At 64.4% G+C, this 22,621-nt stretch carries 21 protein-coding genes; 11 read left to right on the top strand and 10 right to left on the bottom strand.

The features are described 5' to 3' along the window. Window positions 1-11 precede the first annotated feature (11 nt). Genes mnmA through J0W34_RS13320 form a run of 3 tightly spaced genes read right to left on the bottom strand, consistent with a single transcriptional unit; the run spans window position 12 to window position 2,274 of the window. Window positions 12-1,109 (bottom strand): tRNA 2-thiouridine(34) synthase MnmA, encoded by a 1,098-nt coding sequence (gene mnmA / locus J0W34_RS13310; RefSeq protein WP_230971681.1) that lies wholly within the window; start codon window positions 1,107-1,109, stop codon window positions 12-14. Between the two features lie 16 nt (window positions 1,110-1,125). Further along, window positions 1,126-1,809, bottom strand: a complete 684-nt coding sequence (locus J0W34_RS13315) for a hypothetical protein (RefSeq protein WP_230969102.1) — start codon at window positions 1,807-1,809, stop codon at window positions 1,126-1,128. 6 nt (window positions 1,810-1,815) lie between these two features. Next, window positions 1,816-2,274: an NUDIX hydrolase gene (locus J0W34_RS13320; protein WP_230969103.1), complete on the bottom strand. Its 459-nt coding sequence runs from the start codon at window positions 2,272-2,274 to the stop codon at window positions 1,816-1,818. A gap of 197 nt (window positions 2,275-2,471) precedes the next feature. Between J0W34_RS13320 and J0W34_RS13325 the strand changes: the two genes are divergently transcribed. The 6 genes from J0W34_RS13325 (at window position 2,472) to J0W34_RS13350 (ending at window position 7,922) form a co-directional block, all read left to right on the top strand. Next, window positions 2,472-3,392, top strand: a complete 921-nt coding sequence (locus J0W34_RS13325) for a branched-chain amino acid transaminase (protein WP_227817401.1) — start codon at window positions 2,472-2,474, stop codon at window positions 3,390-3,392. A gap of 22 nt (window positions 3,393-3,414) precedes the next feature. Next, a complete protein-coding gene (locus tag J0W34_RS13330; RefSeq protein ID WP_227817402.1) occupies window positions 3,415-3,615 on the top strand; it encodes a zinc-finger domain-containing protein in 201 nt (66 codons plus the stop codon). A gap of 48 nt (window positions 3,616-3,663) precedes the next feature. Next, on the top strand, window positions 3,664-4,095 hold the full coding sequence (locus tag J0W34_RS13335; RefSeq protein WP_227817403.1) for a YybH family protein: 432 nt from the start codon (window positions 3,664-3,666) through the stop codon (window positions 4,093-4,095). A 16-nt stretch (window positions 4,096-4,111) separates the two neighbouring features. Further along, window positions 4,112-5,122 carry a hydrolase gene (locus J0W34_RS13340; RefSeq protein WP_230969104.1) on the top strand — a complete coding sequence of 337 codons (1,011 nt, stop codon included), beginning with the start codon at window positions 4,112-4,114 and terminating at the stop codon, window positions 5,120-5,122. A 45-nt stretch (window positions 5,123-5,167) separates the two neighbouring features. Next, on the top strand, window positions 5,168-6,541 hold the full coding sequence (locus J0W34_RS13345; protein WP_227817405.1) for a phosphomannomutase/phosphoglucomutase: 1,374 nt from the start codon (window positions 5,168-5,170) through the stop codon (window positions 6,539-6,541). Between the two features lie 85 nt (window positions 6,542-6,626). After that, the gene (locus J0W34_RS13350) at window positions 6,627-7,922 is read left to right on the top strand and encodes a cobyrinate a,c-diamide synthase (RefSeq protein ID WP_230969105.1); all 1,296 of its coding nucleotides are present in this window, start codon (window positions 6,627-6,629) and stop codon (window positions 7,920-7,922) included. A 5-nt stretch (window positions 7,923-7,927) separates the two neighbouring features. Here the strand turns inward: J0W34_RS13350 and J0W34_RS13355 are convergent, their stop codons facing one another. After that, the gene (locus J0W34_RS13355) at window positions 7,928-8,434 is read right to left on the bottom strand and encodes an NUDIX domain-containing protein (protein WP_230969106.1); all 507 of its coding nucleotides are present in this window, start codon (window positions 8,432-8,434) and stop codon (window positions 7,928-7,930) included. A gap of 129 nt (window positions 8,435-8,563) precedes the next feature. Between J0W34_RS13355 and J0W34_RS13360 the strand changes: the two genes are divergently transcribed. Further along, window positions 8,564-9,211: a hypothetical protein gene (locus J0W34_RS13360; RefSeq protein ID WP_227817408.1), complete on the top strand. Its 648-nt coding sequence runs from the start codon at window positions 8,564-8,566 to the stop codon at window positions 9,209-9,211. A gap of 48 nt (window positions 9,212-9,259) precedes the next feature. Here J0W34_RS13360 and alaS read toward each other — a convergent pair whose 3' ends face one another. Together alaS and J0W34_RS13370 are read right to left on the bottom strand one after the other, a co-directional pair. Beyond that, window positions 9,260-11,881 (bottom strand): alanine--tRNA ligase, encoded by a 2,622-nt coding sequence (alaS, locus tag J0W34_RS13365; RefSeq protein WP_230969107.1) that lies wholly within the window; start codon window positions 11,879-11,881, stop codon window positions 9,260-9,262. A 120-nt stretch (window positions 11,882-12,001) separates the two neighbouring features. Next, complete coding sequence (locus J0W34_RS13370; RefSeq protein ID WP_230969108.1) at window positions 12,002-12,484, bottom strand: hypothetical protein; 483 nt, start codon at window positions 12,482-12,484, stop codon at window positions 12,002-12,004. Between the two features lie 163 nt (window positions 12,485-12,647). Between J0W34_RS13370 and J0W34_RS13375 the strand changes: the two genes are divergently transcribed. The 3 genes from J0W34_RS13375 (at window position 12,648) to J0W34_RS13385 (ending at window position 15,023) form a co-directional block, all read left to right on the top strand. Then, window positions 12,648-13,199 carry a cob(I)yrinic acid a,c-diamide adenosyltransferase gene (locus J0W34_RS13375; protein ID WP_227817411.1) on the top strand — a complete coding sequence of 184 codons (552 nt, stop codon included), beginning with the start codon at window positions 12,648-12,650 and terminating at the stop codon, window positions 13,197-13,199. A gap of 78 nt (window positions 13,200-13,277) precedes the next feature. Further along, window positions 13,278-13,877 (top strand): peptide-methionine (S)-S-oxide reductase MsrA, encoded by a 600-nt coding sequence (gene msrA / locus J0W34_RS13380; RefSeq protein ID WP_230969109.1) that lies wholly within the window; start codon window positions 13,278-13,280, stop codon window positions 13,875-13,877. A gap of 93 nt (window positions 13,878-13,970) precedes the next feature. Continuing rightward, complete coding sequence (locus J0W34_RS13385) at window positions 13,971-15,023, top strand: RNA methyltransferase (RefSeq protein ID WP_230969110.1); 1,053 nt, start codon at window positions 13,971-13,973, stop codon at window positions 15,021-15,023. A 9-nt stretch (window positions 15,024-15,032) separates the two neighbouring features. On the opposite strand, the gene J0W34_RS13390 is transcribed toward J0W34_RS13385, so the two are convergent. From J0W34_RS13390 to J0W34_RS13405, 4 genes are read right to left on the bottom strand one after another with little or no spacing between them, the layout of a single operon-like run. Next, a complete protein-coding gene (locus J0W34_RS13390; protein ID WP_230969111.1) occupies window positions 15,033-16,133 on the bottom strand; it encodes a lipocalin-like domain-containing protein in 1,101 nt (366 codons plus the stop codon). After that, complete coding sequence (locus tag J0W34_RS13395; RefSeq protein WP_230969112.1) at window positions 16,130-18,622, bottom strand: FtsX-like permease family protein; 2,493 nt, start codon at window positions 18,620-18,622, stop codon at window positions 16,130-16,132. Before J0W34_RS13395 ends, J0W34_RS13390 begins: the two co-directional genes overlap by 4 nt. Beyond that, on the bottom strand, window positions 18,619-19,311 hold the full coding sequence (locus J0W34_RS13400) for an ABC transporter ATP-binding protein (protein WP_230969113.1): 693 nt from the start codon (window positions 19,309-19,311) through the stop codon (window positions 18,619-18,621). The genes J0W34_RS13395 and J0W34_RS13400 overlap by 4 nt, the downstream gene beginning before the upstream one ends. Further along, window positions 19,308-20,438 (bottom strand): ChaN family lipoprotein, encoded by a 1,131-nt coding sequence (locus tag J0W34_RS13405; protein WP_230969114.1) that lies wholly within the window; start codon window positions 20,436-20,438, stop codon window positions 19,308-19,310. The genes J0W34_RS13400 and J0W34_RS13405 overlap by 4 nt, the downstream gene beginning before the upstream one ends. 112 nt (window positions 20,439-20,550) lie before the next feature. Here J0W34_RS13405 and J0W34_RS13410 point away from each other — a divergent pair, with 112 nt between their 5' ends. Beyond that, window positions 20,551-22,620, top strand: a complete 2,070-nt coding sequence (locus tag J0W34_RS13410) for a M1 family metallopeptidase (protein ID WP_230969115.1) — start codon at window positions 20,551-20,553, stop codon at window positions 22,618-22,620. The last annotated feature ends 1 nt before the right edge of the window (window position 22,621 follow it).

Raw genomic sequence — 22,621 nt, forward strand, 5'->3', positions numbered from 1 at the left:
CAGACACCCGGTCAGGCGATGATGCCACCGCCAAGGCACACCTTGGATTCGTAGACCACCACACTCTGCCCCGGCGTCAGCGCCCACTGCGGTTCGGCAAAGGCAATGGTGGCACCGCTGGCACTCACTGCATCGATTTCGCACGGCTGGTCGGGTGTGCGGTAGCGCGGCTTGGCCGTATAGACCCAGTGCGTGTGCGGATCACGACCTGAAATCCAGTTCAACTCGATCGCCTCAAGCTGCGTCTTGAGCAGGGCCGGATGGTCATGCCCCTGAACCACGTAGAGCACGTTACTGGCCATGTCCTTCTTCGCGGCATACCAGGCGTCATGCTCACCGGCGTCGTCCTGGTTGCCCTTTATGCCGCCGATCAGCAAGCCCTTGCGTTGACCGATGGTGTGATACATCAGCCCTTGATGCTCGCCGAGCACCCGATCATCGTCCAGCGCACGAATCTCGCCCGGTTTGGTTGGCAGATAACGCCCGAGAAACTCTCGGAACGGTCGCTCGCCAATGAAACAGATGCCGGTGGAGTCTTTTTTGGCGTGGACGTGAAGCCCGGCCTTCTCGGCCAGTTTGCGCACATCGCGCTTGTAGATGTCACCGAGCGGGAACAGGGTCTTGGCCAGCTGCTCCTGATTGAGCCGATAGAGGAAGTAGCTCTGATCCTTGGTGCCGTCTTCGGCCTTCATCAGCTGGAATTCACTACGCCCATCGCTTTTCCATTCCCGCACCCGTGCGTAATGGCCGGTCGCGATCTTGTCGGCCCCGAGACCCATGGCGTGATCAAGGAAGCAGCGGAACTTGATCTCCGAATTGCACAGGATGTCCGGATTGGGCGTACGTCCGGCCTCGTATTCCTTGAGGAAGTCGGCGAACACCCGGTCCTTGTACTCGCTCGAGAAATTGACCACTTCCAGATCGATGCCGATCACATCGCAGACCGAGGCCACATCGATCAGATCCTGACGGGTCGAGCAGTATTCATCGTCGTCGTCATCTTCCCAGTTCTTCATGAACAGGCCGACGACGTCATAGCCCTGCTCTTTGAGCAGCAGGGCCGCCACCGAGGAATCCACACCACCGGACATGCCGACGACCACTTTCATTCCGTTCGGGTCCATCTCACGGGACATAAGGTCCATCTCCATCAAGCCAGTCGTCCAGAGGCAGTACCACGGCGGGCGCCCCCTGTTCGACAAACCAGCTGTCTATCACGAATTTTGCACCGTGCGCTGCCTCCTCCGACATTTGTCGGGGCGCAGAGACCGCGGGTGCCTCAGGGGCCGGACAGTCACACAGGGCCATCAGCACTGGCACGTGGTCAGGCAGCGACAATGCCGCTGTCGCGGCGGCGGAAGCCACGCCCTGAATCTCCTCGACCACCGCGGAAAAATGCTGAAACAGGACCAGCGAGGTCCGACGCTCACGGGGTGCCACCCGATGGAAACGCAACAGCCCGCGCGCCTGCAACACCTCAAGCAGTCTCATGGTGGTGGTCGAGTGGTCGATGCAGTCCATCTTCCCATACACGCCCTGATCGGCGAAATTGCCCGCGCGGTCAGCGCTGATGGGGGATTGGACGCCCGCCGCCCGATACAGTTGCCCCACCGCCACGGCGATGCGCTGACGCTCTTCCTCAGCACTGCGTGCCTTGGCGAGCCCCTCGGCCACCTCGTCGAGCTGTGTCTCGGAGAATTCCACCGTCGCCTGGGCCTGACATCCGTAGTTGAAGCACACATCCACTTGCGTGGCCGCCCAGAGGGCCTGGGAGATCAGCAACAGGAGAATGGCAACCGGCAGGCGCACGCGGGATTAGGCGGGGATGTAATGCCGGATCACATCCAAGGGAAGACGGCGCCCGCTCAGGTAATCGTCGACACACTGCATGACCAGCGGACTGCGATGCCGATCCTTGCAGGCGATGATCTCTTCCCGTGTCAGCCAGACAGCGCGCACGATGCCATCATCGAGGACCCGATCAGCCACGCGCTCGCCGGTGTCGCCGGTGAAGGAAAAACGCAGGTAAGTGACCTTGCCGTCGGGGCGCGGCCACTGGTAGATACCCAGCAGGTGCGTCGGCTTGAACGGATGAGCGGTCTCCTCGAGCGCCTCGCGGGAAGCCGCCTCGATCAGCGATTCGCCTTTCTCCAGATGACCGGCGGGCTGGTTGAACCGAAGGCCTTCGGACGTTTCTTCCTCCACCAGCAGGAAGCAACCATTGCGCTCGATGACCGCACAGACGGTCACATTGGGTTTCCACACTCTTTGCATATTTGATCGCACCGCAACAACAGCCGACATTCTAACCTGCCCGCACCCTTGAGAGGGGGTTCGGTAACGGACAATTTCCACAGCAAACGAGTGAATCCGAGCCGCGCCGAATCGGCGAAGATGCGCTAGAATCTCGCGTTTGGCGTGCCCTCTCGGGCAAATGGCCGCAACCACAGACACAAGCTGGAGAATTAACCATGTCCATGGCCGATCGCGACGGTTTCATCTGGTACGACGGAAAAATGGTGCCCTGGCGTGAGGCCACCACCCACGTGCTGAGCCACTCGCTTCATTACGGCCTTTCTGTCTTCGAGGGCGTCCGCGCCTACAAGACGGCCAAGGGCACGGCCATTTTCCGCCTGCGCGAACACACCCAGCGCCTGGTCAACTCGGCCAAGATCTACCACATGCCGGTCAATCATTCGATTGACGAGCTGATGGAAGCCCAGCTCGAGGTGGTGCGCTCGAACAAGCTCGAGTCCTGCTACCTGCGCCCGATCATCTTCTACGGCTCAGAAAAGATGGGTATCTCAACCCGTGGGGTCACCACCCACACGGCCGTTGCCGCATGGCCCTGGGGTGCCTACCTGGGTGAAGAGGGTCTGGAAAAAGGCATCCGCGTCAAAACGTCGTCTTACGCCCGCCACCACGTGAACGTGACCATGCCGCGTGCGAAGGTCGCCAGCACCTACGCCAACTCCATTCTGGCCAACCTGGAAGCCACCCAGGACGGCTACGACGAGGCGCTGCTGCTCGACGTGAACGGCTTTGTGGCCGAAGGCGCCGGCGAGAACCTGTTCATCATCAAGGACGGGCGCATCTACGAACCGGAAATCGCCTCCGCGCTGACCGGCATTACCCGCGACTCGGTGATCCAGATCGCCCGCGAATTCGGCATGGAGGTTTCCCCCCGCCGTCTGACGCGCGACGACATCTACATTTGCGACGAAGCCTTCTTCACCGGCACCGCCGCTGAAGTGACGCCGATCCGCGAGCTCGACAACCGCACCATCGGTACCGGCCGTCGCGGCCCGGTGACCGAGCGCATCCAGGCGCGTTTCTTCGAAATCGTGGGCGGCCAGGCCCCTGAGTACGACCACTGGCTCTCCTACATCTAATCTCACGGACACGAGAACTGACATGGCTGAGAAACAGGACAAGGACCAAGTCATCGAGGTCACTGCCAAGGACCTCCCGCTGCACTGCCCCGGCCCGGGCGCCCCGCTGTGGTCACGTCACCCGCGCGTCTTCCTGGACGTGCTGACCGAAGGCGAGGTCACCTGCCCCTACTGCAGCGCGAGCTACAAATTCACGGGCGAAAAGCCCAAGGGCCATCACTGATCTCCGGGCCGCCCGGAGACGGCCGGCCCCCAACGATCGGAGCCTTGCGTGAGCAAAGCGGTTTTTACGTCCCCACAGGAAGTTGAAGACGCGTTCTACGACGCCTTCGCCCGTGCCGACCTGGAGGCCATGATGGTCGTATGGTCGGAAGACGAAGAAGTCATCTGCATTCACCCGGGTGCGCCCCGGGTGGTCGGCCTCGCCGCCGTGCGAGACTCATGGCGCCAGATGTTCGCCAGCGGCACACGGATGCGGATCAGCGTGTCGAACGAGGTGGTTTCATCCGGCACGATGATGGCGATCCACTGTGTGCTCGAGCACATTCAGGTCGAAGGCGACAACGAGTTCCATTCACCCATCGTCGCCACCAACGTATTCATGCGCGGCCCGATGGGATGGCGCATGGTCGCCCATCACGCTTCGCCCACGCCCGAGTTCGAACCCCTGAGCGCCAGCGGCGGTCCGCATATCGTGCACTGAGAAACAGGCGCGTCCGATGAGCGAATCCGATTATCTGGCGCCCGTCTGGCTTCCGGGTGGCCATCTCCAGACCATCTGGCCATTGACCCGGATGCCGCCGCGCCCGGATTACATGCGGGTGCGCTGGGAGACACCCGACGAAGATTTCATCCACGCAGACTGGATCACGAAGCGCCCCGGTGTACCGCTGGTGGTGTTGTTTCATGGACTTGAAGGCAGTTCCGACTCCCACTATGCGCGCGCCATCATGGGGCATTTTCACAAGATCCGGTGGAATGGTGTCGTACCCCATTTCCGGGGCTGTTCCGGCAAGCCCAACCGGCTCATGCGTGCCTACCACTCCGGCGACAGTGAAGAAATCGGCTGGATTCTGTCGCGCATCGCCGAGCGCTACCGCGAAGGTCCGATCTTTGCCGTGGGCATCTCGCTCGGTGGTAACGCGCTGCTCAAGTACCTCGGCGAGCAAGGCCAGGAAGCGCGCAGCCTGCTGCGCGGCGCCGCGGCTGTGTGCGCTCCGCTCGATCTAGAGATCTCCGGCCGCGCCCTGGGCGATGGCTTCAACCGGGTGTACACCGAGCGCTTCCTGAGGACGCTCAAACGCAAGGCCCTGGACAAGATCGACATCCACAAAGCCACCGATTACGATGTGGACCGAATCCGCAAAGCACGAACGCTTTATGAATTTGACGACGCCTTTACCGCGCCGGTCCACGGTTTCGACGGGGTGCTCGATTATTGGCGCCGGGCCTCTGCGCGGCCACTACTGCACGGCATCCGGGTGTCGACCCTCCTGCTCAATGCACGTAATGACCCGTTCGTCCCTCCTGAAATCCTGCCGCCGCCAGACACGCTGCCCCGTCACCTGACGCCGGAGTTTCCCGATGCAGGCGGCCACGTCGGCTTTCTGCGGGGGAGTTTCCCCGGGCATCTCTACTGGCTACCGCAACGACTCGAAGCGTTCTTCAGACGCCGGCTCAAGCCGAAGAGTCGCACAGTGTCACGCACGAAAAATATCAATCTGGAATAATCCGCCCCATTCTCACCCCATTCTTCCATTCACGAGAGACTTCTAATGCAACTGGACGCATCGATCTTCAAGGCCTACGACATTCGCGGCATCATCGACAAGACCCTCACGCCAGAGGTTGCTCGTGCCATCGGCCATGCACTGGGTAGCGAAGCGGCTGCGCGCGGGCAGTCTGCCATCGCCGTCGGCCGTGACGGCCGCCTGTCGGGTCCGTCACTGGCAGGCGCCTTGGCCGAAGGCATCTGCGCAGCAGGTGTTGACGTGGTCGATATCGGTTGCGTACCGACGCCGCTCACCTACTACGCCGCCTACCAGCTCGGGACAAACTCCTGCGTGAGCGTCACCGGCAGTCACAACCCGCCTGACTACAACGGTTTCAAGATGGTGCTGGGGGGGCAGACCCTGTTCGGCGACCTGATCCAGGATCTCAAGCGCCGCATCGAGGAAGGCGATCTGGCCTCGGGCCAGGGCACTGTCCGCCAGGCGGACGTGATTGGCGACTACGTCGAACGCGTCGTTGGCGACGTCAAGCTCGCCCGTCCCATGAAGATCGTCATGGACTGCGGCAACGGTGTCGCTGGTGCCGTCGCGCCCGAGCTGTTCCGTCGCCTCGGTTGCGAGATCGTCGAGCTGTTCTGCGAGGTCGATGGCAATTTCCCCAATCACCACCCGGATCCCTCCAAGCCTGAAAACCTCGCGGATGTCATCCAGGCACTCAAGGACACCGATGCCGAACTGGGTCTGGCCTTCGACGGCGACGGCGACCGGCTGGGTGTGGTCACCAAAGATGGCGAAATCATCTATCCGGACCGCCAGCTCATGCTGTTTGCCGAAGACGTGCTCTCCCGCGTTCCCGGCGGCCAGATCATCTATGACGTGAAGTGCACCCGCAACCTGGCCAGCTGGATCCGCGAGCGTGGCGGCGAACCGGTGATGTGGAACACCGGCCATGCCCTGGTCAAGGCCAAGCTCAAGGAAACCGGCGCGCCCCTGGCCGGTGAAATGAGCGGACACGTGTTCTTCAAGGAGCGCTGGTACGGCTTCGACGACGGCCTGTACACCGGCGCCCGCCTGCTCGAAATCCTCTCCGCCCGCCCGGACGCCAACGCAGCACTCAAGGCGCTGCCCGATGCCGTGTCCACGCCGGAACTCAACATCAAGATGAACGAAGGCGAGCCCTTCGAGCTGGTCAAACGTCTCAAGGAAAAGGCCAGCTTCGACGGCGCGCGCGAACTCATCACCATCGATGGCGTACGGGTCGAATACGAAGACGGTTTCGGTCTGGCACGTCCGTCCAACACCACACCGGTCGTTGTCCTGCGCTTCGAGGCCGACAGCGAAGCGGCGATTGCCAAGATCCAGTCCGCCTTCCGCGAAGCCATCGAAAACGTCTGGCCGGGTATCGAACTGCCCTACTGATCAGCGCGTCCAGACACGCGACCATGCACCTGTGCCGGCGCTGCCATGCGCCGGCATTTTATTTCCATCATCCGCAAGCACGCCCGTGACCCAGACCGCCTACTGCCCCGCCCTGCTCGTCTCCGCACCTGCCTCAGGCCAGGGTAAGACCACTGCCACGGCCGCACTCGCCCGCTGGCATGTGCGCCAGGGGCGTCGGGTGCGCGTCTTCAAGACCGGGCCGGACTATCTCGATCCCATGGTGCTCGAACGCGCCAGCGGCCAACCGGTCTATCAACTCGATCGCTGGATGGCGGGCGACGCGCATTGCCGCCAGCTACTGCATGAGGCAGCACAGACCTCCGATGTCATCCTGGTGGAGGGCGTCATGGGGCTGCACGATGGCATTGCCTCCAGTGCAGCGCTCGCCGAGACATTCGGCCTGCCCGTGCTGGCGGTTATCGACGGTTCGGCCATGGCCCAGACCTTCGGTGCCATTGCGCTGGGTCTGGCCACCTATCGCCCCCAGCTCGATTTCTTCGGCGTGCTTGCGAACCGCATCGGGAGTGACAGCCACGCCACCATGCTCCAGGAAAGCCTGCCCGACGGTATCGCCTGGCTCGGCGCGCTCAAACGCGACGCTGACGCTGCGCTTCCCTCCCGTCACCTGGGGCTTGTCCAGGCCGATGAAATCGCCGACATCGACGCCCGCATCGACCGGGCGGCCGATGCCTTCGACGCGATCAATCCGCCATTGCCGGCCCCGATCGCGTTCGCTGCACCGACACTCGAGCCACTGCCTCGACACCTGGCTGGCAAGACCATTGCCATTGCCCGCGATGCTGCCTTTGCGTTCATCTACCCGGCCAATCTGGACTGCCTGCGTGCCATGGGCGCGCAACTGGCGTTCTTCTCGCCATTGGCCGATTCAGCGCTGCCCGAGTGCGATGCCCTCTATCTGCCCGGCGGCTACCCGGAGCTGCACCTGGACACGCTCGACGCCAACGACGCGATGCGCGATGCGATCCAGAAGCACGCCGGCGCGAGCAAACCCATCGTGGCCGAATGTGGCGGCCTGCTCGCCTGTCTGGAGGCCTTGAGCGACGCCGATGGCAAGACGGGCCGCATGCTGGGCCTACTGTCCGGCACCGCAAGCATGACCAAGCGCCTGGTGAATCTGGGCATGCACAGTGTCGAACTGGATGGAGAGGTCATTCGCGGACACAGCTTTCACCATGCCCGTACCGAGGTGACGGAACCCGCCCATGCCACGACACGCCCGGAACGACTCAATGGCACGCCGGAAGCGGTCTATCGCAAGGGCAGCGTGTTTGCCAGCTTCCTGCACATGTACTTCCCGTCGAATCCGGCCGCGGTCGCACGCCTCTTCAATGGCGTCTGAGCGCTCTAGACGGCGTCGACCTGAAGACTTTCCAACCAGTCGAGCACCGCGAACCCCGTCCCACGCTCCCACCCTTTGAGACGTTCTTTCGGGATCAGCTTCACCTCGGCCAACTCTTCATTGAGCGTGATCTCGCCCGTCACCTGCACGTGATAGACCAGCAGCACCTGGTTGGCTTCGGCAAACGGGTAGTTGCCGATCCAATGCACTGCCTGGGCATCGAGTCCGGTCTCTTCCTTCACCTCCCGGACGACCGCCGCCTCGGGGTGTTCTTCGCGTTCAAGAAAACCGGTCACCAGCGCGAACTTGCCCTCAGGCCACGCGGCATTGCGCGCCAGCAGCATCTGTCCGTTCCGATCCAGGCATTCGATGAGCGCGCAGACCACCGGGACCGGATTGCCCCAGGCAACGAATCCGCACGCGTCGAGCGTGCATACACGCCGTATGGCACCGCCGAGTTCCCGGTCGGAGAGCGGGGCGGCACATTTCGGGCAGAACAACCAATCACTCATACCGGACTTCTCCGCTGTGGAGCAGCCCCCCGGTCCCCAGACGTGGGGCTGCCCGGAACTGCGTCACTTGAAATACTTAATTGTCATATGTAGGGTGCGCACTTTCCTGAGAAAACGCATCCGACGCAAATGACAGACAAGACGATCAAAGGCACCTTCAAGGGCACCCCGTTCAAGGCGACACGAACCGCTGACTTTGCCGCCCGCCTCGCGGCCGCCGGTATTGATGTCACAGTCGAATGGAAACGCAACCACAAGCCGGCCAAATCGCCGGAGTCAGCCAATTCGGCGACGTTCAATGTCGATGGAACTCCAATACTGACGCAGGTAGGCGCCGCCGGAAACTTTACGACAGAACCGCTGGACCCGACGCAGACCGATACGTTTATCTCCCTGCTCAAAGAGGAGGACATCGTCCAGGAACCGAATGGCGCGCTGGCACTCATTCTGGTGGGGGTCTATTGCGTCCTGCACGTGGCCCTGTTCGGCTGGCGACTGAACAGTTTCAACCCCGATGAGGTCATTCTTTTCCTGCATGGCGTCGGCGTGCTATGCGCGCTGATCGGCCTGATCATGATGCACGCCCGAGAACTGCCTGACGAAGGGCGCGCATCCCTCGTGGTCCCCGGCATTTTCGCCATCCCGGGCTTCATTCTAACGGTACCGTCTGCCCTGTTGCTTCTGCCAGCCTACCTGTATGCCGGCCGTCGTCACGCGTATGACGTCATCCACCAGTACGGCGAAGTCCCCGACGCCGACGCGACCGCAACTGCGTGAAAAAAACGGGGCGCAAGGCGCCCCGTTTCGTTCTTCAGCACGGCGTGCTTAAAGCTTGCCCGCGACCCAGTCAGCCACGCTAGCGAGCGCAGCCGGCAGATTTTCCGGCTGCGTGCCACCGGCCTGAGCCATGTCCGGACGACCACCGCCCTTGCCGCCGACCTGCTGAGCCACCATGTTCACCAGCTCACCGGCCTTGATGCGGTCGGTGGTGTCTTTCGTCACACCCGCGATCAACGTGACCTTGCCGTCGTTGGCCGTGGCCAACACGATGGCGGCGGTGCCAAGCCGGTCCTTCAGTTTGTCCATGGTTTCACGCAGGCCGGCCACATCGGCGCCTTCCATCAGGGCGGCGAGCACTTTCACGCCCTTGATATCGACCGCCTGACTGGCCAGATCGTCTCCGGCGCTCGCGGCGAGCTTCGACTTGAGTTTGGCCAGTTCCTTCTCGAGTGCCTTGACCTGATCCTGCATCTGACCGACCCGCTCGGGCAGTTCGACCGCAGGGGCCCGAGCGGCTGAAGCAGCCGCCTCAAGCAGCACTTCCTGCGCCTGAATGCGCGCCAGTGCGCCCGTGCCCGTGACCGCCTCGATACGACGTACGCCCGCCGCCACACCGCCTTCGGAAACGATCTTGAAGAAACCGATATCACCCGTGCGTGCCACATGAGTGCCGCCGCACAGTTCTCGGGTGGAGCCGATGGTCAGCACACGCACTTCGTCGCCGTACTTTTCGCCGAAGAGCATCATTGCACCCGTTTTCTGGGCCTCCTCGATGGGCATCACCGTCGCGTCCGTAGCCGCGTTTTCGAGAATCTCTTCATTGACGATGCGCTCGATCTCGCGAATCTGGTCCGCCGTCACCGGCTGGTTGTGCGAGAAATCGAAGCGGGTCTTGTCCGGGTCGACCAAAGAGCCTTTCTGCTGCACATGGCTTCCCAGCACGACGCACAAAGCCTTGTGCATCAGGTGCGTGGCCGAGTGGTTACGCATGGTGGCGGCACGGGCGATCGGATCGACACGGGCTGCGACCGCGTCACCGACTGACAGCTTGCCCGTCGTCAGGGTGCCATGATGGCCGAACACGGCCGCCTGAATCTTCTGGGTGTCTTCCACCTGGAAGTGGCCCTGACCGCCAATCAGCAGGCCTTGATCGCCCACCTGACCGCCGGACTCGGCATAGAACGGGGTGTTGTCGAGCACCACCACGCCCATCTCGCCCTCCGCCAGGGATTCGACCTTGGCACCATCCTTGTACAAGGCCAGCACCGTCGCAGACTGCTCAAGCGAATCGTAGCCGTGGAAGACCGTCTCGGCCCCTTCGTACTCCAGCTGCATGGCCATCTTGAACTTGCCGGCCGCGCGGGCCTGCGCCTTCTGGCGCGCCATGGCGGCATCGAAGGCGGCCGCATCCACGGTGACCTCGCGCTCACGGCAGACGTCGGCCGTCAGATCGAGCGGGAAGCCGTAGGTGTCGTGCAACTTGAAGGCGGTCTCACCATTGAAGACCTTGATACCGCCCTTCTCCATCTCGGCCAGTTCGGCTTCGAGAATGGCCATGCCATGTTCGATCGTCTCGAAGAAGCGGCTTTCTTCCTGGCGCAGCACATCCATGATGCGCGCCTGATCGTCCACCAGTTGCGGATAGGCTTCACCCATCTCCTTGGCCAGGTCCGGCACCAGCTTGTGGAAGAAGGCGGCACGGGCACCCAGCTTGTAACCATGGCGGATGGCACGGCGGATGATCCGGCGCAGCACGTAACCGCGCCCCTCGTTGCCCGGGATGATGCCGTCGGCGACCAGGAACGCGCAGGCGCGAATGTGGTCGGCAATCACCTTCAGCGACGGGCTGTCCATGTCTGCGTCCGACGTTTCGCGCGCGGCGGCGGCGATCAGATTCACGAACAGGTCGATTTCGTAGTTGGCGTGCACGCCCTGCAGCACGGCGGCGATGCGCTCCAGGCCCATGCCGGTATCGACCGAGGGCTTGGGCAGCGGATGCATCACGCCCTTGTCGTCCCGGTTGAACTGCATGAACACGTTGTTCCAGATCTCGATGAAGCGGTCGCCGTCTTCCTCGGGGCTCCCCGGGGGACCGCCCCAGATGTGCTCGCCGTGGTCGTAGAAGATCTCGGTACAGGGGCCGCAGGGGCCCGTGTCGCCCATCATCCAGAAGTTGTCGGAAGCGTAGCGCGAGCCCTTGTTGTCGCCGATGCGGATCACGCGCTCGGCGGGCACGCCGATCTCTTTCGTCCAGATGTCGAAGGCTTCGTCATCTTCGGCATACACGGTGATGGTGAGCTTCTCGGCCGGCAGGCCGAAGCGCTGGGTGAGCAGCTCCCACGCGTAGTGGATGGCGTCTTTCTTGAAGTAGTCGCCAAAGCTGAAGTTGCCCAGCATCTCGAAGAAGGTGTGGTGACGCGCGGTGTAGCCGACGTTTTCCAGATCGTTGTGCTTGCCGCCGGCACGCACGCACTTCTGCGAGGTGGTCGCACGGCTGTACGGCCGCTTGTCGAAGCCAAGGAACACGTCCTTGAACTGGTTCATCCCGGCGTTGGTGAACAACAGCGTCGGGTCGTCGTGCGGCACCAGCGAGCTGGAGTCGACGATTTCGTGACCCTTCTCGCGGAAAAACTCGAGGAAAGTGCGGCGGATCTGGGCGCTTTTCATGATCGGGCTATGTGCGTGACGGCGTGTTGGCCGCCCGAAAAATCAAAACGCCCATCTTATCATGGTGCCCGGCGCAATCGACCCCGCCCACGCGAGTGCGCAGGCGGGTTTCAGCGGGATTTACGGCAGGTTGAAAATCAGCGAAATGCGCGCCAAAGGGTCGACGATCACACGACTGCCGTGATGGTGATCATGTCCCCGGTCCCGATAGCCTCGGGCTGGCGCACGGTCGTGCCCCCGGTGATAGCCGCGATCCCAGCCGTCGTGACGACTGTAGCGGTAACCGCGCCAGCGCTCGCCATCGTGGCGCTCCTGGTGGATGCGGCGATCCTGCCGTGCGATCTCTTCGCGGAGATGGCGCCGTTCGTGACGATCCACATGACCGTCGCGACGCGCCTGGCGCTGCATCCGGTCGATACGGTCCTGCCCCCGTTCGAGGCGACGCACTTCGTGGCGGGTCAGATCGCCGGAGCGATAGCCCTGTTCGATACGATGCTGCTGGCGATCCTGGCGCTCATCGACCCGGTCGCCACCCCGAGCCATGGCAGGCACGGCAACGGTGCAACCGGCGATGATGGCACTCAACGTGATCAGTTTCTTCATGATCCTGCTCCTTGTGTTTATCTGTGAGTGGGGCCCACACCCGCATCAACGCGGGGGCTGTGTAAAGCGCGCACACACAGGTTGTAAGCGTTGGTAAGGCGCCCCAAGGCGCAGAACATCCGCCACGGCTACAATCACCGTTCAACACAGGGAGAAGACACACATGGGACACCGCCTTTCGAAGATCTACACGCGCACGGGCGACGCAGGCACCACCGGACTAGGCAATGGCAACCGGGTTTCCAAGAACAGCCTGCGCATCCATTCGCTGGGCGACGTGGACGAACTGAACGCCAACATCGGCATGCTGCTGACCGAAGCCCTGCCCGATGACGTGCGCGCCCTGCTGGTGGACGTCCAGCACGACCTCTTCGATCTGGGGGGCGAGGTGTGCATCCCCGGCATGAGCATGATCACCGACAAGCAGGTGGACAAGCTCGAAGCCGCGCTCGACGCCTGGAACGAAGCACTCGAACCCCTCAAGGACTTCATCCTCCCCGGCGGCTCCCGTGCCGCCGCCCAGGCCCATCTGTGCCGCACGGTCTGCCGCCGTGCCGAACGCATGCTGGTCGCCCTCACCCAGGAAGAAGCGGTCAACGACGGCCCCCGCCAATACCTCAACCGTCTCTCCGACCTCCTCTTTGTGCTCGGGCGCCATCTGAACAGGGTGGACGGCCATGGCGACGTGCTGTGGCAGAAGGGCAAGAACGCCTGAGGCGGGCACGGCCGGAGCGAACGAATCAACTTCCGCGGGGTCTCTGGCAGAACAGGCCAACGTGGCCAGGAGGGGTCCATGTCGTATCTGTCAGCCCCGGGCCGGGTCGTCGCCCTCGTTGCCATCCTGATCGGTAGTGCCGCCGCGCCTGCACGTGCGGCAGAGGCGTTGGCCACCTTCGCAGGCGGATGCTTCTGGTCACTCGAGGCCGCTTTTGACAAGCTGCCCGGCGTCCTCGAAACCACCACCGGCTACACCGGCGGCCAGGACGATGCCCCCACCTACGAGCGCGTCACCTCCGGTAGCACCGGGCACCGTGAAGCCGTCCGGGTCCGCTACGACCCGGAAAAGCTCACCTACGAAACCCTGTTGGTGACGTTCTGGCACAGCATCAACCCGGTCGACCGGCAAGGCCAGTTCTGCGACGTGGGGCCCTCATACACCACGGCCATCTTCACCCACTCTGCCGAGCAGAAACGCCTGGCCGAAGAGTCGCGAACGTTTCTGGAACAGCTGAAGTTTCGACGCCCGCTCGCCACGGACATCCTCGACGCCAAGCGCTTCTATCCCGCCGAGCCCGAGCATCAGGACTTTGCCCGGCAACACCCCCAGACCTACGCCCGCTACCGGCGGCAATGCGGCACTGACCTCGGCTTGGCCGCCATCTGGGGGCGATAGCGCGACCGCCGTCCGGCGCCGTGGCGGGCGCAAACGTGCCACGCGCCCGGGGCTCGGACTACAATCGCCGCCTTGCCCGTTCCAGCCAGCTCCATGCGTATCGAAGACCTCCGCCAGCACCTGCGCGCCCTCGGCGCCAAGCCTTGCCACGAAGACAAGATCTTCCGTGCCTGGGCTCAGGTGCGCGCCTTCGATTCGGGGCCGCACCCGGCCGAGCATTTCCTGCCGCTCAAACTGCGTCGGGCCCTGGACGAATGGCTGCTGCCGTCCATTGAGGGGCTGGCCCGCGTCAAATCCACCCACCGGGCCGAAGACGGTGCGTCACGCCTGCTGGTGGAACTGGCCGACGCGCAGACCGTAGAGAGCGTGCTGCTGCCTCGCGGCGGTGTGTGTGTATCGACGCAGCTGGGCTGCGCGGTCGGCTGCCAGTTCTGCATGACCGGCAAGGAAGGCCTGATTCGCCAGCTCGGCAGCGCGGAGATCGTCGCCCAGGTGGTGCTGGCGCGGCGTCTGCGCAAGGTGAACAAGGTGGTGTTCATGGGCATGGGTGAGCCCTCGCACAACCTGGACAACGTGATCGAGGCCATCGAATTCCTCGCCACCGAGGGCGAAATCGGCCACAAGAACCTGGTGTTTTCCACCGTGGGCGACCGGCGGGCCCTCGAGCGCCTGCCCCAGGCCCGCATCAAGCCCGCCCTCGCCCTGTCACTGCACACCACGCGCGACGATCTGCGCCGGCAATTGCTGCCCCGGGCGCCGCACATCACGCCTGAAGAACTCGTCGAGCTGGGTGAAGCCTACGCCCGCGCCACCGACTACCCGATCCAGTACCAGTGGACGCTCATCGACGGCGTCAATGACAGCGACGCGGAGATGGAAGCCATCGTGCGCCTGCTCAAGGGCAAGTACGCGGTCATGAACCTCATTCCGTACAACCAGGTCGAGGGGCTGCCCTATCGTCGGCCGGACCCGGCACGCACCGCCGAGCAGGTGCGCTTCCTGCATCGGGCCGGCATCCTCACCAAGACACGCCAGTCGGCCGGGCAGGACATCGATGGCGGCTGCGGTCAGCTGCGGGCGCGACAGATCACGCTGGAGCGCAAGCCACGGGCGGCGTTCAAGACGGGGCCGGCGGCTGAGGCCTGAGCTCCGGCATCAGCGCGCCGGGTAGCCGGTCATCTCCAGATAGCCGACGCCATCGCGCCCGTCGTTGATGGTCACCACGCCTTCCCAGTAGGGAAACTGCCCGCCCATCCACTGATCCTCCTGCGTGGCCTCGACGCGCCACGATTTACCCATGCGCGGCAGGCTGACGGTCCAGCGCAGGGGCAACTCGCGAGTCTCGTCGGGATTCGACGCGCCCGGTGTCTTGACGAGGCGCCGCTCCAGCACCTCCAGCGAGATGTCCTCGGGGCCCAGCGTCGTGCTCTCGCCCGCGGGTGTCACCCAACTACCGCTGAGCCAGTGTTGCCCGTCGTCATGGCGCAGGCGATACACCATGAGCGCATGCCCGTCGGCCAGATGCAGCGAAAACCAGTCCCAGCCCTGCTGATTGTCCGCCAGCGGCTGCGAACTCCACTCGCGGTCCAGCCAGCCCTCGCCCTGCACGGCCACCGGCTGGCCGTCGACCGTGATGCGCCCGCTCAAACGCAGATGCGGCTGGCTGTAGTAGTAGCTCGCCTGCCCCTGTGAGGATTTCTGGCTGAATCCGCCCGAGCCCTGTAGCACGTAGGGCGTCTCGCTCGCGATCATGAGCTCGACCTGCGCGCCCTCGGCATCGAACACGAGCTGCGCCGGGAACATATCCTCGCCGCGCGCGCGCAACTGCCAGTCGTCCAGCCAGGCCTTGAACCCGCCATCGTCGAGCCCCACACCGGCCTGGCCAATGCCGCCACGGGCGTAGCGGCGTGCATGGCGATGCCCCTCCGGCGTCGTCACCGCCGCATGGGCCATCCAGACCACGTTGCTCGACCAGCCGCCGGGGTCGGGATCGGGGGACTGCTGGGAGCGAAACAGGGTCCACTGGATGCCCCATCGGCGACCCGCCTCGTCGGCGAGGTTGCCGGTGAGGTACCACCACTCGATGCGATACCCCGGATGAAGCTGGTGGTCCTGAGGGAATGCGAACACCCGCCCCGGTGTCACCTGCTCGAAACCGTCGCCGCTGTGCCTGAGCGTGTCGTAGGGATCGACGCTCTGGGCGAATCCGGTACAGGTCAGCAGCCACAGGAGGCAAGCACTCAGCCATCGCATCATGCGCCCGCCCCCACCTGCGCCATGGCTTCCGGCAAGCGCTTGCGCATCAGGACCATCACCAGGGTCAGAACCAGGGCCAGCAGCGCCGCCACCAGCGACAGCAGACGAAGCGATGGCGCCGGCGACCACAGCATCGGCATGGTCCAGCCAAAGGAGACCACGTTCAGGTCGTGAATCAGCAGCCAGGAGAGCACCGCACCGAGCGGGACCGACAACATCCACGTCACCAGGGCGAACAGCCCCATGGGCACCGCCACCACCCCGAGCAACTCCTTGCGGGTCACCCCGAGTGCCCGCCAGCGCGCGAACTCGGGCATGCGCTCATGCAGAATGGCCAGCCAAGCACTGAGTAGCGCCACCGCAGCCACCAGCAGGGTCAACGTATTCATGGCCGCGGTCATGGCGAAGGTGCGGTCGAAGATATTGAGCGACAGCTGCTTGATGTCCCCCTGCGCGATCCACTCACCCGGCAACACCCCCGCGTCGAGCAGCGCCGCCTCCAGATCCGCGGTGTCGGAGCCGGGCGTGAGCCACAGGGCTAGGCCGAATCCTGGCGCATCGGGCCACACCTGCCTCATGCGCGCTTTGGGCAGATAGAACTGGTACATGGCGTTCCCGTAGTCATGGAAAAAACCCACGACCCGGAATGTCTGAACACCGCCCGGTGTTGTCAGCGCCACCGTGTCGCCCAGAGCCAAGCCGCCCAGAAAATGCGCCTGTTCATTGGCCAGAATGAGTGCCTCACCCGTGCCCGACGCACGCCAGTGGGCCAGCGCATCGGGCAAAGCGTCGCTCAAGGGCAGTTGTTGCGTATCGGGCGCCTGCGGATCGAGGCCGAGCACCCGGGTCGGCCGGCCGTTCCAGCGCACCATCTGGCCAGTGCGTGCATGGCCGGATGCCAGCCATGGCGCTCTTGCGTGTTCCGCCAGAAACACATCCGCATCCAGACGATTGCTTTGCACATACACATCTGCACCGATCCTCACCGCCATCCAGTCGCTCAGCGCTGTGCGAAAACTCGTGATCAGCGTCTCCACCCCCAGATTGGCGGTCAGGGCCAGCAGCAGGGCCATCATGGCGGTGCGCAAGGCGGGCAGTTGCGCCCAGCCATCACTCACCATCCAGCGTGCGCGCAACCCGCGCGAACGCGATGCGGCCGCGATGCGCCCGTGCGCCCGGGCCAGTACCGCGGGCAAAGCCCAGGCCGCGGCGAAAAGCACCAGCCCGAGCAGCACGAAGCCGCCCTCCACCGTGCTCATGGCCTGGTAAGTGATCAAGGCCGCAAGACCGAGACCGCCCGCCCCCAGCAACAGGCGCCGTCGGGCCCGGGCGTCGGCGTGCCAGCCGGCCGTCGCCACCGAAGCCACGGCCGGCACCCCGAGCTGCTGCCACATGGGCCAGGCCAGCGCAAACAGCAGGCCGATCAGGGTCATGCCCCAGGCCAGCAGCATGGTGCGGGCCGAGAGCAACAGGTCGGCGCCCACCACGGCACCGTAAAGATTCTGCAGGCTGGCACTCACACTCGGCAGCAAGGCATGGCTGATCCCCCAGCCCGCGAGCAGCCCGCCAAGCGTCCCGACGACGCTCCACAGCAGCGTCTCGCCGAGCACGCCCAACGCCAGCAGACGCACGCTCACGCCCATGAGTCGCAGATTGCGGAACGTGGGTCGGCGATACCACAGCGAAAAGCGCACAGCGTTGAAAACGATGAAGAGGCCCACTGCGAAGGACAGCAGGCTCATGGCCGTCAGGTGGGTGTGCAGGCTGGCGGTGAGCTCGGTGAGATCCAGCCGCTGCTGGTTGGGCTCCAGCCGCAGCCCCTGGGGCAAGGCCGCCTGCAAGGCCTCGCGGCGAGCACCGTCCATGGGGCCGACCGCCAGAGACGTGAAGCCCTGCCGCCCCATGAGCGCGAACGCAGCCGCCACGTCCATGAACACCTGCCGCCCCTGCTGCTCACGGCTGGCGATACGCGCCGGCGGCAGGAATCGCCCGTCACGCAGCTGCAGCCGATCACCCTCGCCGACACCGAGTTCGCCGGCCAGATCAGCAGGAAACCAGGCCTGAAACGGCGGCTGCACATGCGCCAGCCAATCGATCCGGGCGCCATCCCCACTACCCGACATGCCTTCGGGCAGAGCAAGAACGTCGGTCGCGATCAGGTGGATGGGCTGGTCATCGCGCGTTGAGACACGCAACTGAACCAGAGGGAACACCTCGGTGAAGCCCGCCGTGCGCAGTGCGATGTAGTCTTCGGGCGCAACTTCACCGCCATCGGCGCGACGGATCCAGTCGCTCGCCTGGGCGCCCAGGATGGCATCGGCCTCGGCGTAGCTCGCGCGGGCGTGGCTGTTGATGACCTGCACCGCTGACCACAAGGCCACACCGGCAACGAGCCCGGCGAGCAGGAAAAGGCTTTGCCACGGGTGACGCCAGTAATGACTCAGCAGTGCCCGCAGAACCCAGGCAAACCGTCGGAGACGCGTCGTCACGCAGCCTCCGCGGCGTCCAGGCGCGACAGGCATCCCTCATGCAGCCAGTACTGGGTATCGAGAAAACCGGCCATGGCACGGCTGTGGGTCACCATCAACAGGGCGCAGCCGGCGTCGCGCACCAGCTCGACGAACAGCGCCATCACCGCCTGACTGCTGCGCTCGTCCAGATTGCCCGTGGGCTCATCGGCCAGTACCAATGGTGGCCGATGCGCCAGCGCCCGTGCGATGGCCACCCGCTGCTGCTGGCCGCCCGAGAGCTGGTGCGGGTACTTTCTCAACTGATCGGACAAGCCCAGACGCGCGATCAGATGCGCTTCAAAATCGGCATCTTCGCGCCCGCATAGCGCCGCCTGAAAACGGATGTTGTCCGCGACATTCAGGGTCGCAATGAGGTGGAACTGCTGGAAGACCAGGCTGACCGCATCGCGCCGCAAGGCCGCGCGGCCCGATTCACTGAGGCCATCCACACGCTGTCCGTCCACGAGAACATGACCCGCGTCGGGCAGGTCGAGCCCGGCCGCCAGTTGCAGCAAGGTACTCTTGCCGCTGCCACTTTCGCCCAGCAAGGCGGCCGACTGGCCGCGTTGTAGCGAGAAGTCGACACCGGCGAGCACCACCGTTTCACCCTCGGGCTGGGCGTAGCGCTTGACCACGCCACGCATGTCGAGCATGGGCAACGCGTTCATCGATGCATCATCGGCGGTGTCTCTCCACCCAGCGCGATCTCGACCGAGTCCTCATCCTCGCCGCTCAGCCAGCCGGCGCTGCGATAACGCACGGTCACCTTGTCGCCCGGTGCCTTGTCCAGCAAGGCAAGCTTGAGATCGGCGAAGGTGGGGGTGGGAATGCCGTCGATGGCGACAATCACATCCCCTTCGCCCACGCCCACCGGCTTGAGCGGACTGTCGTCCACCAACCCCTGAACCTTGACCGAATCGCCGGTGGTATCGAGAAACGCGCCCAGTTTTCCGGCCGGCGGCAACACCTGCTCTCGCGACAGTACGATGAAGTCGGCCACATCGGCCTCACCCACCAGTTCGGCGCCCACCAGCAGGCGCGTGCCCCGTATGCCGGTCCGGCGCTCGAGGCGATCCGGAATGCCATCGCCGTACATTACGTGCCCGCTGCCCGCCAGCACGACCATGCGCCGCCCCGGATGAGCCGCGAGATGGTCGGCTGCGCGCTGGGCCATGGTCTCGTCCCAGGTCTGCATGACCTCGAAGAAGTGATCGAAGCTTTGCCCCTGGGGCGGGTGCGCGTCGAAGGCGGCTTTCACGCGCGTGCGGTAGCCCTCTTTGACGGGGCCATACTCGGCCGGCAATGTCGCCCGCTCGTCGGCCGGCAGTGCGCCAAGCCCGTCCTGCCCGATCTTGCGGGTCAGTTCCACCGGCGCGTTGAGGGCGATGATGGGAATGCCATTGTGCTTGGCGTATTCGATGATGGGCCGGTAGAGTCGATAGTCGAAACGCCAGCGATCGAAATAACCGCTGCGATCGAGCATCTGTGCTTCGGTAATACGCCCGGCCAGATAATCATCCAGCGCGGGTTGCGCAGGGGTCTGGAACCATTCCACCCCGAGGGCTACATCGCCATGCCTGCGGTGCAGGAACTTGAGCACCTCAAGCTGAACCAAGTGATGATCGTAGCGGGTGTGTGATTCACCAACGAAGACAATGCGGTCGTCCGGCAAGGCGGCGAGCATCTGCTGCAGCCGCGGTGTTTCGCCCACGCTCAGCACCGGCGGGTCCATGGCGGTATCATCCGGCGCCTGCGCGGTTTCCATGGCGCCACAGGCCACGGTGCCCAGGCTCATGGTCGTGACCAGTACAGACTTAAGAAGGGTCTTTTGCCACATGCGGTTCGTTCCATCCCGTTGTTATGCTTTTCACCGGCTCGCAGGGCTCATCCTGCTCGTCGGCGCACTCATGCTCTCCCCGGTCGCCATGGCGACCCCACCGATGGTGATTCAGCATGATCTCACCGTCAGCGTGGCGCCGGCCAGGCACCGCATCGAGGTCAGGGACACCCTGACGCTTCCGGCCACCGCCCCCGTGCCGATCCGCTTCTGGCTGGGCAGCGAATTCACGCCCACCGCCACGGGGGCCACGCTCAGCCGGTTGGACGCCACTTCCGACGGTCGGTTCCGCGTGTGGACACTGCGCCCCGACGGCGATCGACGCACCGTGACCCTGGAGTATGCCGGCACCATCGACGACAAGCCACGCAGTCCGGCCCACGGCATGCCCACGGCATGGGTCGACGACACCGGAGTCTATCTGGATGGCGGCAGCGGCTGGGTACCGCGCACCGATGGCGATGCGCTCACCTTCACCCTGAGCATCACGGGTCCGGCCGACTGGACCTGGATCAGCCAGGGCGAACGCAGTGCGGATGGCCGCCAGTGGTCGATCACCACGCCCCAGGACGACCTCTACCTGCTCGGTGGGCCCTTCATCCGCCAGGCGCAGAAACATGGTGCACTGACCCTGGAAACCTACCTGCTCAAGGACGACCCGTCCCTGTCGCGCATGTATCTGGCGGTCATGGGCGGCTATACCGACTTTTTCAGCGAACTCATCGGCGCCTATCCTTACCCGCGCTTCGCCGTGGTGGAAAATCGCTGGCAGACCGGTTACGGCATGCCGGGCTTCACCCTGCTGGGCAGCCAGGTGATGCGCTTGCCCTTCATTCTGCACAGCTCACTCCCGCACGAGATCCTGCACAACTGGTGGGGCAACGGCGTGTGGATCGATGCGCGTGGTGGCAACTGGGCCGAAGGGCTGACCGCCTACCTGGCCGATCATCTGATCAAAGAGGCCAATGGCGGCGGCGCCGAATACCGCCGCAAGCTGCTGGAGCGCTACACCAGCTTCGCCAGCGAAGGCCGGGACATCGCCCTGCGGGACTTCCGCGCCCGTCACAGCGACGCCACCCAGGCCGTCGGCTACGGCAAGATGCTCATGCTCTATCACATGCAGCGGCGCCAGATGGGCGATGCCGCCTTTGTCGATGCCTTGCGCACGCTGTGGAAGCGCCGGCAGTTCCAGTTCGCCAGCATGGATGATGTGCTCGATCTGATGGCCGCTGGCAACACGACCGGCGCACTGTCCCCCCAGTGGCTGGACTCCCCCGGTGCCCCGCAACTGGCCATCGAGTCCGTCGACACAGCCACCGACGCAAGCACTGCCCCGTCTCTGGTCATCCGGCTCAGGCAAACGCAGGGCGGTACGCCCTACCCCCTGTCGGTCCCGGTGTTCATCCAGACGGCCGACGGCCATCAGCAGCTGGAGACGCTGACGTTCGAGGGGGGTGTGGCCCAGTGGCGCGGTGCGCTCGACAGCCCGGCCGTGCGGGTGGATGTGGACCCGTTTTTCGACGTCTTCCGCCGACTCGACCCGACGGAGCAACCGGCCTCGCTCTCGCGCCTCTACGGGGCCCAGACGCAATGGCTGATTCTGCCCTCCAAAGTCCCCCCCGAGCAGTTGGCGGCGTGGCGCCGTTTTGCCGAGGCCTGGCAAGCACGCTTCGGCAATGTGAAGACCCTGCTCGATAGCGAGCTGGCGCACCTGCCTGACGGCGCTGCCTTCTGGGTCCTGGGGTGGGACAACCGGGCGCTGGCCGCCATTCGCGACCGCATCAACAACCGCAGCCAGCGATTCGAAGGCCCTTCGATGATGGTCGATGGCCTGCGCTACGAGCCGGAGCGCAGTGCGATGATCCTGCTCGACACCGACAATCGCCGCCCGCCCCTGGGCTTCATCGGCGCCCGCGCAGCACAGGACATTGACGGCCTCGCCCGCAAGCTGCCCCATTACAGCACCTATGGCCGCCTGATCTTTTCCAGCGGCACGCTCAAGCGCGAGCTGGCCGACACCCTCCCGGTGGCCAACTCACCCCTGCGCGTGGTCCTGGGCGCCCGCGATCCGGGCCCACCGACCGACCCGCGACCTCCGCTGGCCGATCAGGTGAAGGCCCCCTTACCGGCACAGCGCTGAG

The organism is Nitrogeniibacter aestuarii, assembly GCF_017309585.1.
Taxonomy (GTDB): Bacteria; Pseudomonadota; Gammaproteobacteria; order Burkholderiales; family Rhodocyclaceae; genus Nitrogeniibacter; species Nitrogeniibacter aestuarii.

Coding starts and splice junctions, on each gene's coding strand:
- J0W34_RS13405 (WP_230969114.1), bottom strand. CDS start 20,438: ATGAGCCTGGGCACCGTGGCCTGTGGCGCCATGGAAACCGCGCAGGCG.
- mnmA (WP_230971681.1), bottom strand. CDS start 1,109: ATGAAAGTGGTCGTCGGCATGTCCGGTGGTGTGGATTCCTCGGTGGCG.
- J0W34_RS13355 (WP_230969106.1), bottom strand. CDS start 8,434: ATGAGTGATTGGTTGTTCTGCCCGAAATGTGCCGCCCCGCTCTCCGAC.
- J0W34_RS13345 (WP_227817405.1), top strand. CDS start 5,168: ATGCAACTGGACGCATCGATCTTCAAGGCCTACGACATTCGCGGCATC.
- J0W34_RS13390 (WP_230969111.1), bottom strand. CDS start 16,133: ATGATGCGATGGCTGAGTGCTTGCCTCCTGTGGCTGCTGACCTGTACC.
- J0W34_RS13340 (WP_230969104.1), top strand. CDS start 4,112: ATGAGCGAATCCGATTATCTGGCGCCCGTCTGGCTTCCGGGTGGCCAT.
- J0W34_RS13400 (WP_230969113.1), bottom strand. CDS start 19,311: ATGAACGCGTTGCCCATGCTCGACATGCGTGGCGTGGTCAAGCGCTAC.
- J0W34_RS13410 (WP_230969115.1), top strand. CDS start 20,551: ATGCTCTCCCCGGTCGCCATGGCGACCCCACCGATGGTGATTCAGCAT.
- J0W34_RS13325 (WP_227817401.1), top strand. CDS start 2,472: ATGTCCATGGCCGATCGCGACGGTTTCATCTGGTACGACGGAAAAATG.
- alaS (WP_230969107.1), bottom strand. CDS start 11,881: ATGAAAAGCGCCCAGATCCGCCGCACTTTCCTCGAGTTTTTCCGCGAG.
- msrA (WP_230969109.1), top strand. CDS start 13,278: ATGTCGTATCTGTCAGCCCCGGGCCGGGTCGTCGCCCTCGTTGCCATC.
- J0W34_RS13370 (WP_230969108.1), bottom strand. CDS start 12,484: ATGAAGAAACTGATCACGTTGAGTGCCATCATCGCCGGTTGCACCGTT.
- J0W34_RS13360 (WP_227817408.1), top strand. CDS start 8,564: ATGACAGACAAGACGATCAAAGGCACCTTCAAGGGCACCCCGTTCAAG.
- J0W34_RS13320 (WP_230969103.1), bottom strand. CDS start 2,274: ATGCAAAGAGTGTGGAAACCCAATGTGACCGTCTGTGCGGTCATCGAG.
- J0W34_RS13375 (WP_227817411.1), top strand. CDS start 12,648: ATGGGACACCGCCTTTCGAAGATCTACACGCGCACGGGCGACGCAGGC.
- J0W34_RS13385 (WP_230969110.1), top strand. CDS start 13,971: ATGCGTATCGAAGACCTCCGCCAGCACCTGCGCGCCCTCGGCGCCAAG.
- J0W34_RS13330 (WP_227817402.1), top strand. CDS start 3,415: ATGGCTGAGAAACAGGACAAGGACCAAGTCATCGAGGTCACTGCCAAG.